The 18803-nt window shown below is 71.1% G+C and carries 17 protein-coding genes; 3 read left to right on the forward strand and 14 right to left on the reverse strand.

The window, feature by feature from the left end; translation table 11 throughout:
• Positions 1–35 precede the first annotated feature (35 nt).
• From ATL45_RS06090 to ATL45_RS06125, 9 genes are all read right to left on the reverse strand, one after another.
• On the reverse strand, positions 36–644 hold the full coding sequence (locus tag ATL45_RS06090; RefSeq protein ID WP_093149959.1) for an Rv1733c family protein: 609 nt from the start codon (positions 642–644) through the stop codon (positions 36–38).
• Positions 645–855: 211 nt separating this feature from the next.
• The gene (locus tag ATL45_RS39950; protein ID WP_256258349.1) at positions 856–981 is read right to left on the reverse strand and encodes a hypothetical protein; all 126 of its coding nucleotides are present in this window, start codon (positions 979–981) and stop codon (positions 856–858) included.
• Positions 978–2543, reverse strand: a complete 1566-nt coding sequence (locus ATL45_RS06095; protein ID WP_177241934.1) for a TRAFAC clade GTPase domain-containing protein — start codon at positions 2541–2543, stop codon at positions 978–980. Before ATL45_RS06095 ends, ATL45_RS39950 begins: the two co-directional genes overlap by 4 nt.
• A gap of 1 nt (position 2544) precedes the next feature.
• Positions 2545–4941 (reverse strand): GTPase-associated protein 1-related protein, encoded by a 2397-nt coding sequence (locus ATL45_RS06100; RefSeq protein WP_093149955.1) that lies wholly within the window; start codon positions 4939–4941, stop codon positions 2545–2547.
• Positions 4938–6125, reverse strand: a complete 1188-nt coding sequence (locus ATL45_RS06105) for a TRAFAC clade GTPase domain-containing protein (protein WP_093149951.1) — start codon at positions 6123–6125, stop codon at positions 4938–4940. Before ATL45_RS06105 ends, ATL45_RS06100 begins: the two co-directional genes overlap by 4 nt.
• 134 nt (positions 6126–6259) lie before the next feature.
• Positions 6260–8590 (reverse strand): SaeA-related protein, encoded by a 2331-nt coding sequence (locus ATL45_RS06110; protein ID WP_093149947.1) that lies wholly within the window; start codon positions 8588–8590, stop codon positions 6260–6262.
• Positions 8591–8739: 149 nt separating this feature from the next.
• Complete coding sequence (locus ATL45_RS06115; protein WP_093149945.1) at positions 8740–10386, reverse strand: Hsp70 family protein; 1647 nt, start codon at positions 10384–10386, stop codon at positions 8740–8742.
• Positions 10379–11128 (reverse strand): nucleotide exchange factor GrpE, encoded by a 750-nt coding sequence (gene grpE / locus ATL45_RS06120; protein WP_246025791.1) that lies wholly within the window; start codon positions 11126–11128, stop codon positions 10379–10381. Before grpE ends, ATL45_RS06115 begins: the two co-directional genes overlap by 8 nt.
• Before the next feature lie 204 nt (positions 11129–11332).
• Positions 11333–11884, reverse strand: a complete 552-nt coding sequence (locus ATL45_RS06125; RefSeq protein WP_093149943.1) for a snapalysin family zinc-dependent metalloprotease — start codon at positions 11882–11884, stop codon at positions 11333–11335.
• Positions 11885–12186: 302 nt separating this feature from the next.
• Here ATL45_RS06125 and ATL45_RS06130 point away from each other — a divergent pair, with 302 nt between their 5' ends.
• The 3 genes from ATL45_RS06130 (at position 12187) to ATL45_RS06140 (ending at position 13595) form a co-directional block, all read left to right on the forward strand.
• The gene (locus ATL45_RS06130) at positions 12187–12921 is read left to right on the forward strand and encodes a PIG-L deacetylase family protein (RefSeq protein ID WP_093149940.1); all 735 of its coding nucleotides are present in this window, start codon (positions 12187–12189) and stop codon (positions 12919–12921) included.
• Positions 12922–13030: 109 nt separating this feature from the next.
• Positions 13031–13261 (forward strand): DUF8778 family protein, encoded by a 231-nt coding sequence (locus ATL45_RS06135; RefSeq protein ID WP_093149937.1) that lies wholly within the window; start codon positions 13031–13033, stop codon positions 13259–13261.
• A complete protein-coding gene (locus tag ATL45_RS06140; protein WP_093149931.1) occupies positions 13248–13595 on the forward strand; it encodes a type II toxin-antitoxin system PemK/MazF family toxin in 348 nt (115 codons plus the stop codon). The genes ATL45_RS06135 and ATL45_RS06140 overlap by 14 nt, the downstream gene beginning before the upstream one ends.
• Positions 13596–13651: 56 nt before the next feature.
• Here the strand turns inward: ATL45_RS06140 and ATL45_RS06145 are convergent, their stop codons facing one another.
• The 5 genes from ATL45_RS06145 to ATL45_RS06165 all read right to left on the reverse strand — a co-directional run bounded on the left by ATL45_RS06145 (position 13652) and on the right by ATL45_RS06165 (position 18709).
• Positions 13652–14587 (reverse strand): heme o synthase, encoded by a 936-nt coding sequence (locus ATL45_RS06145; protein WP_093149926.1) that lies wholly within the window; start codon positions 14585–14587, stop codon positions 13652–13654.
• On the reverse strand, positions 14584–14979 hold the full coding sequence (locus ATL45_RS06150; RefSeq protein ID WP_093149922.1) for a DUF3817 domain-containing protein: 396 nt from the start codon (positions 14977–14979) through the stop codon (positions 14584–14586). Before ATL45_RS06150 ends, ATL45_RS06145 begins: the two co-directional genes overlap by 4 nt.
• Before the next feature lie 352 nt (positions 14980–15331).
• Positions 15332–16417, reverse strand: coding sequence for an LLM class flavin-dependent oxidoreductase (locus tag ATL45_RS06155; protein ID WP_093149917.1), 1086 nt, complete (start codon positions 16415–16417; stop codon positions 15332–15334).
• A gap of 64 nt (positions 16418–16481) precedes the next feature.
• On the reverse strand, positions 16482–17789 hold the full coding sequence (locus ATL45_RS06160) for a lysine N(6)-hydroxylase/L-ornithine N(5)-oxygenase family protein (RefSeq protein ID WP_093149913.1): 1308 nt from the start codon (positions 17787–17789) through the stop codon (positions 16482–16484).
• 92 nt (positions 17790–17881) lie between these two features.
• Positions 17882–18709, reverse strand: coding sequence for a siderophore-interacting protein (locus ATL45_RS06165; protein ID WP_093149911.1), 828 nt, complete (start codon positions 18707–18709; stop codon positions 17882–17884).
• Between the last annotated feature and the right edge of the window lie 94 nt (positions 18710–18803).

Genomic DNA, 18803 nt, shown 5'->3' on the forward strand with positions numbered 1-18803 from the left:
GAGATTCCGCCGCCCAGAGCCCGGAGCACCGTTCTTCAGCGCTGGGACCAGGTTCCGCCGTGCTGGAGGTGCAGCCACTCGCGCGCCCAGGCGCGGGCGCCGATCCGGCGGGCGAGGCCCTGGGTCGCCCTGATCAGCGCGAAGCAGGTCAGTTCCGCCACCAGGAGGACGAGCAGGGCCGCGAAGACGGCCGAGGTGGCGATCGAGCCCGAGCTGGGCGGTTGCGGGACCCGGTCGCCCGCCTGGTCGACCCACACCGTCACCGTCTCACCGGCCGAGGCGCTGGCCGGGACCTGGACGTTCGCGCTGTGCGTGCGCAGGCCGACGCGCCATTCCGCGACGGCGGTGGAGCTCAGCGCGTCGTGGCTGTAGACCTCGGAGACCGGGATGTTCATCTCCGGCCCGGTGGCCAGCACCGCCTCCACCGGGCGGGTGGTCTCCGCCGATTCCGCCGCGCGCCGGGTGAGATCGGTGTGCAGCGAGGCGCCGAACATGCCCGCCACCGGGACCATGATCAGCGCCGCCATCAGCAGCAGGACCGTGATCCCCGCCGCGAGCCGGTCGATCGGCCTGCGCAGCGGGTTCCGGTTCACACCCAGCGCGTTCACCAACCAAGCTGCGTGCGCTTGCAGCGCCGCGACCATGCCAACCTCCAGACTGCCGGTGCACCGTTGCGCCGCGGACCACCCTCGCGTGGTCGTGCTCCGATGGTTGTGCGCGGCAACCTCCACGCGAAGTATCCCCGCCCAGAGCCCCATTGTTATCGCAACGTGACCACCCATACACCAACGGTGCAGCGGATCACGTTTTCACCATCGGGCATTTCGGCAATCGAGCAGCATTCCCGGCAGCCGGTCAGGAGAAGAACGCCGAGAAGAACCCGCTGAGCGCCGAGTAGCCGCTGAGCAGCAGCGCGATCGCGAAGGTGCCCACCAGCGCCCAGCGGAACGCCAGGTAACCGGTCGGTGGCCGGTCGTTCATGCTCCCACCGCCTTCTTCTCGTCGTCGCCGAGCGGGAACCCGCCGCGGCCGAGCAACCACCGGAACGGCGCGGCCGGGGTCATCCGGTGCCCGGGCCGGGTGCCGAGGACCGAGGACACCACGAAGAAGCGGACCTCGGCGAAGTCCCGCTCCGCGGCGAGCACCAGGTTGTCCAGGCCCGCGGTGACCAGCCACTCCCGAACCGCGCCCGCGCACAGGTCGGCCGCCCACGGCACGTCGGTCAGCAGATCGGCCTTGACCACCGCGATCGCCAGCGCGCGCTTGCCGGTCTCCACGCCGTAGTCGCGCAACCGCCGCGCCGTGACGTGGTAGACCTGCTCGGGATCGCCGCTGGCCGGGTGGGCCTCGGCGAGCCGGGACTCCAGGTGGCCGCCGAGCTGGTCGCGCACCCAGCCGATGGTGAACGGGTCGATCACGAACACCAGGCCGCCCGCGTGGTCGAGGAACTCCAGCTCGCTGTTGTCCTCGCGGTCCAGGAAGAACTCGCCTGCCGCGTCGAACAAGTGCAGCAGCGCCTGGCCCCGGGACTTGACCAGCTGCACGGTGATCGCCGCGGGCAGCTGCCCGGCCGGGGTCTTGGTGGTGTCGGCACCGCTGCTGATCAGCTGCTCGCCGTGCTGGAAGGCCTGCCTGCTGCTGTCGTCGACGAAGTCCGTCCGGACGCCTTCGGCCGCGGCCAGGTCCCGCAGCGTCACCAGGCCCGCGTGCACCAGCCTGGTCTTGCCCGCCGACACCGGGCCGAACACCGGCACCCGGATGTCGGTGACCGCGCCGGAGCCACCGCGCAATGGCCGGTCGCAGCGCTGGCAGCGCCCTTCCAGGTGCCGGGACGCCCGCAGCACCGTCGTCGGCAGCCGCTCGCCGCAGCCGCACCTGCGCCGGATCGCGCCCAGCAGACCGGGCCGGATGTCGTGGTGGACCGTCTGACAGCCGTTGCACCGGTAGGCGGGCACGGACATCACGTGGTAGCAGGTCGGGCAGCTGGCGCTGGCCCGGCGCAGGCCTCGAACGGTGTTGTCGTAGCCGCGCATGACCCCGATCGCGGCACCCCAGCCGATCCAGCCCAGGAGCAGCACCACGGCACCGAAGAGCAGGCCCTGGAAGGCACCCAGCGCGCCGCCGAACAGGAAGGGCGGCCCGAGGAAGACGACCAGCCCGACGCGGAACCACCGCTGTGCGCCGAGCTGTCCGCGCACGAACGCCCACCGCCAGCCGCGCGCGACCAGCCCGCCCCAGCCGCGGAGGATCGCCATCAGGTCGCGGCGCCACTGCACGACCAGGTAGCCCGGCCAGGCCCAGTCCCGCGGGAACGGGCCGTGCTGCGCGCGCATGCCGGCCGTTCCGCCGACCACCTGGTCCGGGGTGACCAGGACCGGCCGCTCGGGGCCGCGGCCGAACAGCGTCAGCGCCGCGGTGACCAGGGCCGTGCCCGCACCGGCGAGCGCAAGCAGCGGCGACAGCGCGGTCACCACCGCGGACATCAGCATCAGGACGACCGCGCCGCCGAACAGCACCGCGAGCGCCAGGACCAGGTAGGGCACGTCAGCGCTCCCGTCTGCCGAAGAACCGCCGCGCGACCTGGCGGGTGCGCGCCTGCTTCGGCTTGCGCTGGGCGGTTTCGCGCAACCACTCGTGCCACACCGTGGCGTGCTCGGCCTCGATGCTGCGCAGCAGCTTGCTGATGCGCCGGAAGTCGGACTGCTTGTGCGCGTGCATCCAGGCCTCCAACTCGCGGTCGAAGGCCGCGCGCACCGTGCCGGTGGCGTCGTCGGACCAGGCGGCCACGAACGCCAGCACCACGGCGCGATCCCGCAGGTCCGGATCGGCGTTCTCGTCGTTCCACACCGCGGGCAGCTCGCGGACCAGGGTCTGCTGGAGCTGTTCGCCGCTGCTGACCACCAGTTCCGTCGCGGCCCGCGGCGGGCAGGCGAGCAGCGCTTCGACGACCTTCCCGGCGCGCGCGGCGAGCACCTGCTCCGCGATTTCGCCGGGGCTGCCCGCTTCCGCGCCCTTCCGCCGGAGCGTGCTCAGCCAGGCGCGCAGGCGCCCGTCGTCCTCCCAGAGCTTGCGCAGGTCCTGCCGGTCGCCGAGGTGGTGGCTGAGCACCCGCAGCACGTCGAGGTAGCGGCCGGACACCTTGGCCTTGCCCAGCACGCCGAAAGCCCGCTGCGCCAGGGCGTCCGACACCGCCGTGGACGGCAGCTCCGCGAGGAAGGCGGACAGCTCCACCAGCGTGGGCGCGGATTCGCCGAACAGCGCGTCGTACACCGCTTCCCCGGTGCCGGGCTGCTCGGGCTTGCGCAGCAGCCCGCGGAACACCTCGATGGTCTCCTGCCGCACCGAGCCACCGGCGGCCACTGCGGCGGACGCGACGGCGGCGTCCAGCGGCATGAACGGATCGCTGACGGTCGGAGCGAGCAGCCGCCACCAGCGCTCCTTGATCGCCGCGGCGACCTCGTCGCCCCACGGCCCTTCGAGCCGCCGCGCCAGCACGTCGCGCAGGAGGTCGACGAACTCCGCTCCGCACGTCCAGCTCGACGGATCGACACCGGCGTGCGGGTGCTGCGCCCACCACTCCACGAATCGCGCGGCGGGCTCGGCGAAGTTGCCCAGCCGGGGCTGCACGCCGAAGCGGGCCGCGGTGCGCAGCAGCAGGTCCATCCGCTCCGGCAGCACCGCGCCTGCCGCGCCCTCCACCAGCCTCGTGGCCCGCTCCACTTCGTCCCGGCGCCACCGGCTCTCCGCCAGCGGGGCCCGGTCGCCGGCGGGCGTGCCGCGGATGATCTCGCCGATCTCCGCGCGCAGCAGGGCGAACCGCACCTGCCCGGCCTGCTCCAGGTCGATCCCGGCGAGCCGCGCGAGCACGGGCACTCCGGGCTCGGCGGCGAGGACGGCGGCCAGCACCGGTTCCAGCACGTCCGCGGCGGACACCGCGGGCGGGGCGGCCAGCCACTCGGCCAGCGCCATCGCGGATTCCTGGCCGGACACCGGTTCCTCCAGCGCCAGCACGCCGGCGGCCAGCCGGTCGCCGTTGCTCGGGCGGGCCGCACCGCGGCCGCAGGCGAACTGGTGCGACAGCTCGATCGCGTCCACCACGTCGTAGGGATCGGCGCGGAGGAAGCGCGAGACCCAGTGCAGCGCGGAATCGCTGGCCTCGGCCTCCCGGTGCTTGCCGGTGACCAGGTTGAACACCGTGAAGTCGGTGTGCCGCTCCGGTTCGGCCAGCGAGCCCGCCCAGTCCGGGTGCAGCGCCAGCACCTCCTGCTCGCTGAACTGCGGGTTGGTGGCGAACACCCGGAACCCGACGCGCAGCGCCCGCTCCTGCGGCAGCAGCAGCGTCGCGGCGGCGATCCAGCGCATCACCGCCGCCGGGTCCTCGCTGATGAACACCACGCGCGGCGCACCTTCGTCGTGCACCCTGTCCACCGCGGAATGCACTGCGAGCAGCCATAATTCGCCGTTCTGCTGCCCCAGCACCCACTCCCGCAGCGCTTCCACGCCGAACGGCCCGGCCTCCGGTTCGGCGGGCACGGCTGGGCATTCGGTGCTCGGCGCGGGCTCCTCCACCCACCACGGCGCGTCCCACAGCTGCGCCGGCCGGATCGGCCCGTAGAGCTGGGCGTTGGTGGTGACCAGCGCGTGGGTGAACTGGTTTCCCTCCCGCACACCGCCGGTCTCCGCGCCCAGGTACACGCCGCGAGCGGTCGCGTAGACGCCGTTGTGCACGTGGACCAGCGACGGCGGGTAGTCCTCCACCGGGCGCTTCTCCCGCATCCAGCCGACCGGTGCTTCGTACAGCGTCGAGCGCTGCACGACGGTCATCATCTCGTCGGTGGTGTCCGGTGAGACCGCCTGGAACTGGAACCCGGCGCCGCCGCGCAGGCCCTGGCCGGGACCGCAGTCGGTGTAGTACAGCGAGTGGAATTCCCGCGCGCTCATGCTCGGCTCCGTTCGATGACCTTGAAGTTGCTGAGCAGCCACAGCAGTGGTTCGTCCACGCGGAACGGTCGCACACCGGCCGGATCGATCTGCTTGCTGCCGTAGTCCGGTTCCGCGCCGAGCGCCGACACCGCGAAGTAGCGGAACGTCCGGTAGTGCGCCCGCAGGTGGGCGTCGATGTCGTCGGCGCCCAGCTCGGCCAGCAGCGCCCGCAGGTGTTCGTCGGTGTCCTGACCGGCGGCTTCGTCGTACTCCGGGCCGGTGCGCGGCGGGCGCAGCAGCGGGTGGTTCTCGCCGAGCATCCCGAAGAACGCGTCGATCTTGGAGAAGACCACCGCGATCGGCGTGCGAACCTGCTTGCCGTCGCCGAGTCCGGTGCTGGAGCGCAGCATCTCGGTCACGCGGTTGAGCACGTTGATCGGCGGCTCGGTGTCGCGGCGGCCGGCGTCGGGCACCGCGATCCGGTCCGCCGCGCCGGGTAACTGGAACGGGTCGAGCAGCACCACCAGCCCGTCCGAGGCTGTCAGGTAGGCCTGGCTGTTGACGAACTCCTGGGTCGTCATGTCCTCGCCCGCCGCGTCGTAGAACGACAGCGTGGTGGTCCTGTACACCCGCTTGCCCAGCTGGGTGCGCGGCTGCCGCCACTGCATCACCAGCGGCGTCCGGATGCCGTCGGCCGAGCTGGTGGTGGACTCGAACAGCGACTGGTCGCCGAACAGCGCCTGCTCGTAGCGCTCCAGCCACTGCGCGGTGCCGACCCCGGCCTGCTCACCGGTGAAGGCGATGTCGGCGTCGAAGCGGCGGCGGATGGTGTTGCGCAGCTCGTGCACGAGGACCGTGGTGTAGACGGTCTTGCCGGCGTTCTTGCCGCCGACCACGCCGATCAGCGGGCTGCCGCCGTCGGCGAAGTTGGCGGGCAGCGGCGTGTGGCAGACCGGGCAGGCGCGGATCCCGCTGGTGGTGCCGCAGTCCGGGCAGTCGGCCTTGCGCGGGCTGCGGCCGAAGCGGCCCGGCGCGGCGAAGGTCGGCCAGGTGGTGGCGGCGTAGCCGGTCAGCCGCTGCCGCTCGGGATCGACGGCCTTGCGGCACTTCTCGCGACCGGGCGCCGGCCGGCCGGTGCACTGGAAGCGCAGGTGGCCCACCGGGAACCGGTGGTAGCAGTAGGGGCATGCGACCTTGGCCATCTAGTCTTCCCTGCGCTCGTTGCGTTGTGCTCGACGCGATTTCAATGGAAATCGGACGTCTGATTTCCATTGAAATCGCGGAAGTCGTGCGCGGTGCCGGATGTGATCGGAGCACCGGCACCGCCCCGAGGACACTAGGTCACCTTCAGCTGGGTAACGGGCGGATCGACCAAGTCGATACCGGGTGTTGACACGAAGCAGCGCAGCCAGAACGGTTTCCGCTTCGGGAGTTCGACGGTGATCTCGACCGGGTCGTCGATCCGGTGCACCGCGCGGTGCACGACGTTCCCGTCGTCCGGCCGCAGCGGCATGACGCGACCCGGCGCGACGACCACCAGCACCTCGCACTCGGGCACCGGGAGATCGCTGGTGAGCACGATGCGCGCACTGCTCGGCCCGAACAGCCTGTTGCGCCGTTCCACCTGGTAGCCGACCTGCGCGGGTGGCCCGCTGACGGACAGTTCGCCGGGGTTGGACCGGTGCTCGCCGTCATCGGAGGTGGCGATCGAGACGACCCGCACGCGCGTCTCACCCGGCCCGGCGCCGATCCGGCAGCCGCCCTCGTCCTGGTACTGCTGCCGCGTCAGCCGCCGCGACCCGCTGTCCGAGGCGTTGTCCCAGGACACCTCGGCCATCCGCACGCCGTCGGGCCACACCCAGGACAGCACGAGCTCCCGCCCGAAGTGCCGCCCCTCCAACGAGGTCACGGGCGGCAGGGTCGGCACGACCCGCGCGCGGTGCCGCACCGCGATGGATTCCGCGCGGACCTCGGTGCCGTCCGCACGCCGGTAGCGCGCCGTCAGCAGGTACGTGCAGTCCAACTTGAAATCCACAGTGGAATCGCGGAAAGAGTTTCTGCCACTTGTGGAAACCGGCACCCCACCGGATTCGTCCCGCCGCACCACATCAACGCCGATGGCGTCGCGGTGCAGCTTCCAAGTGCCCTCCACCGCGCCCGAGCGGACCGAGATCTGCACCGCGTGCACCGGCGGCAGCACCTCGACGCTCACCGCGGCCGGCCGCGACCACGCCCCGTCCGGCTCCGCCGCGAACACCGCGTACCCCGCAGCCACCCCGGCCGCCGCGGCGGTGTCCACCACCGCGGTCTCCGTCCCCTCCGCGACCACGTCGCCGTCGGCGGCGTCGCCGGGCGTCCGCCCGCTCCGCCGCACCACCCGGTACCGGGTGCTCACGCCGTGGTCGGGCTGCGCCCGCCACGACAGCCGCACCCCGAGCCCTTCCGGCTGCGCCGTCAGCTCCGCCACCGGGCTCACCGGGATGCGCCGCACCTCCGCCGCTATCGCGTCGTCGTCGGCGGCCAGCCGCGATGCTTCGGTGAGCTGCCTGCGCGCTTCGCCTTCGGCTCCGCGCTCCAGCGCGCGATGTGCCGCTTCGCGCAGCGAGCGCACTTGCTCCGCGTGCCGGTCGACGGCCGCTTTCGCGGTTGCCGCCTCCTCGGCGTCGGCGATGCCGACCAGCGCTTGCTGGGCCGCCACCAGGTATCCGGCGGCGAGCAGTTCGGCAACCTTCGCCAGGCCGCTGACCTCGATCTTCGTCGCCCCGGCTTCGCTGAGCACGCTCACCACGGCCTGCCGGGCCTCGCCTTCCTCCAGCCCGGACTGGCGCAGCACGCGCAGCAGCGCACCGGCCGGCGCACCGTTCTCGCGGAGCCTGCGCACGTCGTCGAGCAGGTGGTACAGCGCCAGGAGGCGGAGGTCTGCCACGGAGTTGATCAGCCCGAGGGCCTCGCGCGCCGCACGGTTTCCGGAGCGCCTGTTCTCGCGATCGACAGCCGTCTGAACGGCTTTCGCACTCAAACCATCAGGATGTGCTGGCGTGCTTCGGAATTCGGTGAGCAGTGCGAAGCTGGTGAGCTTTCCGTGCAGCAGCTCGGGAAGTCCGGTGACCTCGGCGTCCTTCAGAAGTTCTTTCAGTCTGCGGAACAACGTTTCGGGCATCCCGGAGGTCTTCGGCAGGTCCAGCGGGACGGCCGTCCGCACCTTGGCCTTGGCCAGCGCTTTGTCCACTTCGGACGGCGCGAGCTGACCGAAGGCTTCGCGCATCGCCTCCAGCTGGCCCGGGGTGATGAGCCCGAGTTCGCCGAAGTTCGCCTTGAGCATCTGGGCGAGCTCGTCGATCTGGGCCTGCCCGGCGGCCGCACGCGCGTTGTGCCGCGCACGCCACCACGACATCCGCGACATCTCGTCGCCGTGCTCGCGGCGCAGTTCCTCGTCCTCGCGCAGGAACGCCTTGTAGACGCTGGTGGTGAAGCTGGACTTCGCGGTGGACTGGGCGCTCTTGTTCCAGTGCGAGCGCACCTGCGACAACCGCTGCGCCACGTCCGCGTCGGAGAAGTCCGGCCCGATCGCGTACCGGGTCAGCAGGTCGTCCGGTAATCGACCGCTGCGCCCCCGCAGCGGTCGGACCACGTCACGCTCGTACGCCTTCGGATCGAAGGGTTGCATCGGATCCCGTCCAGTCCCGCCTCTCCGCGATTCACAGTGGTGGTTGCGTTCGGCGGTTGATCTTGCGCTTCGCGGTTTCTCGTGGCTGGTTCGCGTCACGTTCCCCTGAGGTGCGGTTGATCAGCACTTGGGTTGACACGGCCACTCAGTCAGCCGGAGACGGTGATGCCCGCGATCTTCCGCGCGGCCGCCGCGACCTCCTCATCGCTGCGGACGCTGACGCGCACCTTGATGTCCAGCGAATTGCCGGTGGACGGCTCGGTGGCGGTCAGCTCCAGCAGGCCCTCGTCGTCGACGGTCATGCGGATGTTCACCGGGGACCCGACGGGCAGCGGCGGCAACCCGTCGATGATGCCCTTGCCCTCGCTGATCTCCTTGTTCTCCGCCAGATCCGGGCCCGCGACCACACCGGACTGCTCGTAGAGCTCGATGCTCACGCCGGTCTGGCCCTCCTCGACGGTGAACGCCTCCAGCGTGCGCTCCTCGGTGGGCAGCGAGTCGTTGGCGTGCACCAGGTGTCGGACCAGGAAGCGCTCGGGTTTGTTGCGCCAGTCCGGGTCGGAGGTGTCGACCAGCTTCACGCCGAAGGCCTTGGGCAGCACGTTGCGGGTCTGCTTGGCGGCCAGGTTCTCCAGCGCCCGCTCGGAAATACCGGTCTGCCTCGCGACCGCGCGCACCGCCTCGGAGACGCCCGCGGAGCCCTCCTCGGTGGCCTCCCGGTGCACCACGCGGCCCAGCGCGTAGAGCGCGGCGCCCTTGGCCACGGCCAGGTCCGGGTCGTGCAGCTTCGGGTCCCAGCCGAACTCGGCGCGCAGCCGCTCGGCGACCGCGGGCATCTTGGTGGCGCCGCCGACCAGCAGCACCTCGTCGATCTTCGCGCCGGGCTGCTTGGACTCCAGCGTGCCCAGCGTGCGCCGGACGATGTCGACGGTCTTGTCCAGCAGGTCCCGGGTCTCGGTCTCGAACTGCGCGCGGGTCACCTCCACGCGCGCGCTGACCCCGGCGCCGCGCAGCGCGACCGCGCGGGACTCGGCCTTGGACAGCTGCTTCTTGGTGTCCTCGGCGGTGGTGGCCAGCGACTGCAGGAACTCCTCGTCGTCCTCCACCTCGGTGCCGTCGGGCGCCTGCTCCTGGAACTTCGCCAGCAGGTGGTTGCGCAGCCGCAGGTCCCAGTCCGCGCCGCCGAGGTGGTCGTCGCCGTCGGTGCACACCACCACGATCTCGTCGGTGGACACCCGGATCACCGTGGTGTCGAAGGTGCCGCCGCCCAGGTCGTAGACCAGGATCGTCTTGTCGTCGGCCCCGGTGGTCGCCTCGTAGTGCAGCGCGGCGGCGACCGGCTCGGGCACGATGCCGATGACGTCGAGCCCGGCGATGGTGCCCGCCTGCTTGGTGGCGCTGCGCTCCTGCATGCCGAAGTAGGCGGGCACGGTGATCACCGCGCGCGCCACCTCACCACCGGTGTGCGCGGCGGCGTCCTGCGCGAGCTGCTTGAGGATCAGCGCCGAGATCGACTCCGGGGTGTAGGTGCTGCCGTCGAACTCGAACTCGGCGTCGCCGCCCATCTGCCGCTTGATCAGCGACACCACCCGGTCCGGGTCGATGATCGCGGAGTTCTTCGCCACCGAACCGACCACCACGTTCGACTCGTTCTCGAAGAACACCACCGACGGCGTCGTCTCGCTGCTGTCGGTGTTGCGGCACACCGAGGGCCTGCCGGTCTCGTCGACGTAGGCGATGGCCGAATAGGTGGTGCCCAGGTCGATGCCGAACACCTGCAGATCGCCGTCAGACATCAGCGTTCATCCCCTCTGCTCGCGGGCTGTCCCCGGTGGTCGCGCTCCAGCGGTACACGTGCACGCGCGCGGGAACGGTCACGCGGTCGGTCGTGGTGTCGAGGTAACCGTCGGAGACCACCAGCGCGATCCGCTCGTGCTGGTCGGGCGCTTCGGCCGGGAGGATCTTGACGGCCCGGTGCTCGCGGGCGGAGAACTCGGCGCCGACCTCGGGCCGGATCGGTGCGCTGCCGCAGCGCTCCAGCGCCTGCTCGGCGCTCAACGCGAAGGACTCCAGCAGGTCGGCGACCTGCTCCCGGGTCGGTTCGGGCGGCAGGGCTCGGGCCTGGTGCAGCAGGTCCTTGCGGAGGTTCTGCAGGTCGGTGGTGATCGGGCGCAGCAGCAGGTTCTGCTCCCCGGCGCGCAACCGCTCCACCTCGGCGTGCAGCTTGTCGATGACGCGCTCCCGCGCGGCGGCCCGGTCGTGGTGCTCGCGGATCTGCTCGGCGAGCGCGGAAACCGCTCCGGTCAGCTCGGCGACCGGATCGGCCCCGGGTAACTCCTCGGCGGGCTCGTCCGGCGCGGCGGGTACCGGATCAGCGGTTTCCGGCACCGCGGTTTCCGGCGCGTCGGCAGGCGCGAGAACCGCAGCCTCCTCGCGCTGTTCGTCCTTCTCTGGCTCGTCGCGCATCGCTTCGCCCGCCTCGTTGCTCACCGTCGTCGCACGGGTGACCGGCCAGTTCGGTGACCGGATGATGATCACCAAGACTAGTCCTGTCCCACCCGGGCCGGAGTGGGATTTCGGCGACTTCGACGGCGCAGCGGCGCGAACGGTTCCGCACCACGTTCAGCGCAAGACCCGTGAGCACTTCCCGGTGCTGTGGCAACAGGAAGTGCTCACGGGGCCTGACCTGCGACGGAGAGTGGGCTGCGGCGATCGGGGCGATGACCGCCGCAGCCCGCGTGCTCACCGCAGGGCGAGCACGTCTTCGGTGTACACCCGCCGCTCGAGGATCACGCCCTGCGCGAAGTTGCGCTCGACCTCGGCGATCTCCACCGGGTTCGGGTTCGGGTTCTTGCAGCTCGGCCCGGCGCTGGCGCCCGACATCAGGTCCTCGCACAGCCCGGTGCGGTTGTCCGGCAGGCCCAGGATGTGGCCGAGCTCGTGGGCCGCGATGCGCAGCGTGTCGTGCCCCTCGTTGACCGCCTGGCGGCCCATCCAGACCCGGCCCTTGCCGAGGCCGATGACCTCGGCGCGCGGCCAGCCGTTGTCGGCGAGCACCACGACGTCGGCGGCACCGCCGGTGGCCGGTTCGAAGCGCACGTTCTGCACGTGGTCGTTCCAGATCTGCGCGCCCGCGTCCACCACGTCGCGGAACTCGGCGGCCTGGCTCGCGTCGTAGGTGACCACCCGCACGTTCGCCTCCGGGGCGGCCGAGGCCACCACCGGAAGGCCCAGCGCGAGCAGGAAAGCGATGAGCAGACCGACAACGGGCCGCAGCGTTCTGGGCAGGTTCATCTGCACCAACCTCCTTAGCCGTCCGGATCACGGTGCTCCAGAACGTATTGCGGCCGGTCATCGCCGAGGCCGCGGTGGCGTAGAAATGCCACTGCGCGAAATTGCCGGATAGCCGCCGCGGAAAAGCTGGGGAAAGCAATTCCGGATCGAATCCGACACACCGCCCGCATGTCGTGCGATCCGGTTTCCGCTGGTGCGGACCGCATTTCCCAACCGCACCGGAAAACCGGTGGCAGCACCGGCGCGAACCGTTCATGTTGCGCGACACTCGAAGCACCCGAAGCGTTCCAGGAGGCAATCGGATGACCGATCAGCTCGAACCCGTGCCGACGGACTGGCAGCAGGCGCTGGCGATCGTCGCGCACCCCGACGACCTGGAGTACGGCTGCTCCGGCGCGGTCGCCGCCTGGACCGCCTCCGGCCGCGACGTCGCCTACCTGCTGGTGACCCGCGGGGAGGCGGGCATCGACGGCGTGGCACCGGAGGAGGCCGCGCCGCTGCGCGAGCTGGAGCAGCGCGCGAGCGCCGCCAAGGTCGGCGTGCACTCGGTGGACTTCCTCGACCACCGGGACGGGGTGATCGAGTACGGCCCGGAGCTGCGCCGGGACCTGTGCCGTGCGATCCGGGAGCACCGGCCCGGCCTGGTGATCACGCTCAACCACCACGACTCGTGGGGGCCGGGCAGCTGGAACAGCGCGGACCACCGCGCGGTCGGCCGGGCCGCGCTGGACGCGGTCGGCGACGCCGGGAACCGCTGGATCTTCCCGGAGCTGGTCGAGCAGGGCTACGAACCGTGGCAGGGCGTCCGCTGGGTCGCCGTCGCCGCCTCGCCGCACCCGACGCACGCGGTGGACATCACCGATGTCCTGGAGCACGGGGTGGCCTCGCTGGCCGCGCACCAGACGTACCTGGAGGCCCTCAGCGACGAGCCGGCCGAGGAGCACGCCCGCCGCATCGTGGTGGAATCGGCCCAGCAGCACGCGGCCCGCTTCGGCGGCCGGGCGTGCGTGACCTTCGAACTGATCGGAGCCGGATGATCGTCGACGCACTGGACCAGGCCTGGCGGGGGTGGGCCGCGCATCCGCGGTGTTCCCGCCGCACTACTCAGGTGTGACAGCAGGTAGCAATTCCGGTAGCATTTCAGGTATGAAGCTGAGTGTGAGCCTGAGCGACGAAGACGTCACCTTCGTCGACTCATATGCCGAGCAAACCGGGGCGCACTCCCGGTCTGCGGTGATCCACCAGGCGATCAGCCTGCTGCGCACAGCTGAACTGGAAGAGGCGTACGAGAGCGCCTGGGACGAGTGGGAAAGCAGCGCCGACGCGCAGCTGTGGGACGCGACGACCGCTGACGGGATGGCCGATGCGTCGCGGTGACATCTACTGGGTCGACTTCGAACCGATCCGAGGCGCCGAGGCGAACAAGACCCGACCTGCTGTGGTGGTCAGCAACGATGCCGCCAACCGCAGTGCCCAGCGCACCGGGCGCGGAGTGGTCACCGTAGTGCCGGTGACCTCCAACGTCGAGCGCGTGTACCCGTTCCAGGTGCTGCTGCGGGCGGCGGACTGCGAATTGCCCAACGACTCCAAGGCCCAGGCCGAACAGGTCAGAGCGGTGGCGGTGAACCGCGTCGGCAACCGGATCGGAACTCTCCCTCGGAACGCTCTCGCAGCCCTGGACAACGCCCTCCGCCTCCACCTCCACCTGTAAACGAAAATGGCCTGCTCACCCCCTGGTGGGAGCGAACAGGCCATTCAGGAACCGGCTCAGCCCAGCACCGGGAGGCCGATCGCGGCGTCCACCGCGATGGCCACGAACAGCAGTGCCAGGTACGAGTTGGACAGGTGGAACAGCTTCATCGGGTTGACCGCTCCACCGTTGCGCACCGCGGTGTGCAGCCGCTGCGCGACGATCAGGAACGCAGCCCCCGCCAGCACCGCGAAGGCCACGTAGACCCAGCTGGTCACCGGCACCAGCAGCAGCGTGCAGGCCACCGTCGCCCAGCTGTAGGCCAAGATCCGCGCCGACACCTGGCGGGTGGTGGCCACCACCGGCAGCATCGGCACCCCGGCGCGCGCGTAGTCGTCCTTGTACTTCATGGCCAGCGACCAGAAGTGCGGCGGCGTCCACAGGAACACCACGCCGAACATCACCAGTGCGGGCCACTCCACGGTGCCGGTGACCGCGGCCCAGCCGACCACCACGGGCATGCAGCCCGCGGCGCCGCCCCACACGATGTTCTGCGAGGTCCGGCGCTTGAGCACCAGCGTGTAGACGAAGACGTAGAACAGGATCGCGCTGGTGGCCAGCACCGCGGCCAGCAGGTTCGCCCCGGCCCAGAGCACGCCGAAGGACGCGATGCCGAGCACGATGCCGAAGATCAGCGCGTTGCGGCGCGGCACCTCGTAGCGCACCAGCGGGCGCTTCTTGGTCCGGTGCATCACCGCGTCGATGTCGGAGTCCGCGACGCAGTTGAGCGCGTTGGCGCTGCCCGCCGACATGGCGCCGCCGACCAGCGTCACGGCCACCAACCACAGCGACGGGACGCCGCGCTGCGCGAGGAACATCGCCGGGATCGTGGTGACCAGCAGCAGCTCGATGACGCGCGGCTTGGTCAGCGCGAAGTACGCGGCGACGACACCGCGGCGGCGCCCGGTGGACGGCGCGGCTTCGGCCGGTGCGGACTCGTGGGTTGCTGTCATGAGGCCGGTGATTCCTCCGCGCTCCGGGTGTGCGGCTCGGTCAGCGGCTTACCCGCCAACCGCAGCTCGTGCCAGTGCGTCACCTTGCGCTCGGCGAAGAACGCGCCGAACGGGATGGTGCCCGCGAGCAGCACCAGCAGCATGCGGCCGATCGGAACGCGCAGCTGGGTCGTGGCGACCACGGCGACGAGCAGGTAGACCATGTACAGCCAGCCGTGCGCGACACCGATCCGGAAGGTCCAGTCGGTGCCGAGCTGCTGGGTCGAGCTGCCCTCGTCCCACAACCCGGCGAAGTGGCCGTACTTGAGCACCATCGCGGCGCACAGGAGGATCAACAGCACCGCGGTGACGTACGCCATGATCCGGTAGAAGATCAGCACACCAGGCTTCACGCCAATCCCTCAATCCCGCCTCGTGCCTAGAAACACCGGTGTCAATAGACCGTACGCCACGCGAAACCGACACCCGCGCCGGACCTCGGCCAAGAGTGGTCCCGCCCACCATGAGCGGCTCCGGACGGTCAGCCGGGCCCCATCCTGGGCCCTGGTTCCTGGGCTTCGTCTTGAAGCGGCGCAGCCGCTCGGCCCCTCGCAGCTCGCACCGCCGCGGGTTCTCAGCGTTCGCCTGGCGAGGACAGCCCGTTCGCCGTGTATCGGACATACATCAGAACGCCGATCCCGCAGCCAGGCGGGCGCTGAGGTTCCGCCACCCGCACCGCCACGCAGAACGAGTTCAACAAAGCCTTCAGATCATCCGGTAGGCCTTGGCCACCAGTTCGAACGAGTGCAGCTTGGTGTCCCGGTCGGGGATGTTGGCCGTCAGCATGAGCTCCTGGACGCCGGTGCGCTCGCGCAGCTCGTCCAGGCCCGCGCGGACCGTCTCCGGCGAGCCGTAGACGGCGTCGTCCAGCCAGCTGTCGACGAAGCTCTGCTCCAGCTCCGTGTACGGGTACTCGCGCGCCTCCTGCCGGGTCGGCTGCTTGCCGGGCATGCCGCGGCGCAGCCGGAGCATGCTCAGCGCGACCGGGCGCACGATGTCGAGCGCTTCCTCGTCGGTGTCAGCGGCCACCGCCTGCACGCCGATCAGCGCGTAGGGCTCGTCCAGCACCGCCGAGGGCTTGAAGGACTGCCGGTACAGGTCGAGCGCGGGCAGCGTGTTCTGCGCGCTGAAGTGGTGCGCGAAGGCGAACGGCAGGCCCAGCGCGCCGGCCAGCTGCGCGCTGAAGCCGCTGGAGCCGAGCAGCCAGATCGGCGGCACCGGCCCGTTGGGCACGGACTGGATCGCCGCGTAGGGGTGGTCGATCGGGAAGTCGTCGCCGAGGAAGGCCATCAGCTCACCGAGCTGCTGCGGGAAGTCGTCCGCCGACAGCGGGCCGGTGGTGCGGCGCAGGGCGCGGGCGGTCGCCTGGTCGGTGCCGGGCGCGCGGCCGATGCCCAGGTCGATGCGCCCGGGGTGCAGCGCCTCCAGGGTGCCGAACTGCTCGGCGACGACCAGCGGCGCGTGGTTGGGCAGCATCACGCCGCCGGAGCCCAGCCGCAGCGTGCTGGTGTGCGCGGCGAGGTGCGCGATCACGACCGCCGGAGCGGAGCTGGCGATGCCGGGCATGCCGTGGTGCTCGGCCAGCCACATCCGCTGGTAGCCCCAGGCCTCGGCGCTGCGGGCCAGCTCGGTGGTGGTGCTCAGCGCGTCGGACGCGCTGTGCTGCACGCCGACGGTGGACAGGTCGAGCACCGAGAGCGGTACCGGCGAGTCCCCGCGCGCAACGCCCTTGATCTGATCGGCGGTCGCGCTGCCGGCCTCGGCGCGCTCCGGAGTCGCATTGGTGTCCATCGAACGCTCCAACCACAGCGCCCGCCGCGTTGTTCCCGCCTGTGCCCGCGATTACAAGCCGGGATCAGGCGAAGCTGACCGCCCGGTCGGGCTCGGCCGCCCGCGCGCGGCTGCGGCGGGTGAGGATCGAGTCGCGGATCTCGCCCGCCCGGACCGCGCCGTTGGACAGCAGCGACGAGGTCAGGCCGTGGGTGTGCTCGGTGCCGCCCTGCAGGTAGATCCCGCCCGGCAGCTCCGCGCTGGTCCGCAGGCGGTAGTCGCGCTCCACCTGGAGGCGGCCCTGCCCGTCGCGCTCGCAGTCCTGCGCGGTGTCCCCGAGCAGCGGGAACGGGTCGCGGGGGCGGCATCCGGTGGCGTACACCAGCAGATCGGCGTCCAGCTCCGCGCGCTCGCCCGAGGGCAGGAACTCCACGGTCACCGCCATCCCGTCGTCGCGGGTCGCGACGTCGCGGACGCGGGAGGCGTTGAGGATCCGCAGCCGCTGCTCGCCACGCACCTTCTCCTGGTAGGCGCGGGCGTAGAGCTCCTCGATGAGCTCGAGGTCGACCACCGAGTAGTTGGTGTTGCGGTGGTAGTCCAGCAGTTCGCGGCGGACCTCGGGCGAGGCGACGTGGAAGTCGTCCACCGCTTTCGGGTCGAAGATCCGGTTGGCGAACGGGCTGTCGTCGGCCGGGCTGTAGCCGTACCGGCTGAACACCGCGCACACCTCTGCCGCCGGGAAGGTGCGGTGCAGGTACTCGGTGACCTCGGCGGCGCTCTGCCCGGCGCCCACCACCACGCAGCGGCGCGGTGCCTCGGTCAGCTCGCCGACGCGGTGCAGCAGGTCGAGGTTGTGCCACACCCGCTCGCCGAGCTCGGCCCCGGCGGGCAGGCTCGCCTCCAGCCCGACCGCGAGCACGACGTTGCGCGCTCGGTGCACCTCCAGCCGCCCGCCGTGGCGGACGACGACCTCGAAGTGCTCACCGGCCCGCTGCAGCTCGACGACCTCGGTGTCATAGCGCACCAGTTCGGACACCCGCCCGGCCGCCCACTCCAGGTAGTCGTGGTACTCGACGCGGGTCGGGAACATCGTCTTGTGGTTGATGAAGTCGGCCAGCCGCTCCTTGGCGTGCAGGTAGCTCAGGAAGGAGAAGTCGCTGGCCGGGTTGCGCATGGTGACCAGGTCCTTGAGGAAGGACACCTGCATGGTGGTGCCCTCGATCAGCATCCCGCGGTGCCAGCCGAAGGCCGGTTTGCGCTCGAAGAACAGCCCGGAGAGCCGGTCGGCCCCCGACGCGGTGCGGTTGTGCTCCTCCAGCGCGATGGCCAGCGCCAGGTTGGACGGCCCGAAACCGATCCCCAGGACGTCGTGGACTTCCTCGCTCGCAGACACGTTGTCCCCTCGCCTCGCTGGTGCCCTGTTTTCGGGCACGCGGATACGCCGGCGCGAACCGCTGGGTTCGCGCCGGACCCCGTACACGTCCGTCAGTCCCGGTCGTGGTTGTGCTTGTCGTGGTACTCGGTTTCGGCCAGGCCGTACTTCCAGTAACCGATGGCGAGCACGGACTTCGCGTCCATGCCGCGGTCGTTGCGCAGGTGGCGGCGGATGCCGCGGACGATGCCGGACTCCCCGGCCACCCAGGCCGAGACGTCGACGTCGGCGGGCACGTCGAGCTGCTGGACGGCGTCGACCAGCAGCTGCGAGCGGCCGGCCGCGACGCCCTCGCGGTGCAGCCAGGTCCACTGCAGGTCCGGCGGGCACTGGACGTGCTGCTGCTCGGCGGCTTCGCCGATCTCGACGAGCACCTGGCCGCGCGCGGTGGGCGGCAGGCCCTCGACGATGCTGGAGATCGCGGGCAGCGCGGTCTCGTCGCCGACCAGCAGGTAGTAGTCGGCGGCCCGGCAGGTCTTGCCGCCGGGGCCCATCACGCCGAGGTGGTCGCCGGGCCGGGCGTTGCGCGCCCAGTTGGAGGCCACCCCGTGGGCTCCGTGCATCACGAAGTCCACGTCGAGCTCGCCGCGGGCCTCGTCGTAGCGGCGGACGGTGTAGGTGCGCATGGTCGGGCGCTCGTGCAGCTCGGGCCAGCGGTAGCGGCCGGTCTCGTCGTCCAGCTCCGGCAGCACCGGTCGCTGCTGGCCCTGCCGCGGCACGAACACCTTGATGTTCGGGCCGGTGTGCTGGTCCAGGAAGCCCTCGAGCTCCTCGCCGCCCAGGGTGATCCGCCGCATCGACGGGCTCAGCTCAGCGGTGCGCAGCACCTGTAGATCGCGTGCTGGGGGCCGGCTGTGCCGGAGTCGGTCCGCGGTACCCATCGGCCATGCGTTCCTTCCTGTCCACCAACGATCATGTCAGTTAAGGCAAGCCTAACCATAGAGCAAGGTCGTTGTCTGCCCTGCGGTGGCTCAG

Source organism: Saccharopolyspora antimicrobica, assembly GCF_003635025.1.
In the GTDB taxonomy this organism is placed as follows: domain Bacteria; phylum Actinomycetota; class Actinomycetes; order Mycobacteriales; family Pseudonocardiaceae; genus Saccharopolyspora; species Saccharopolyspora antimicrobica.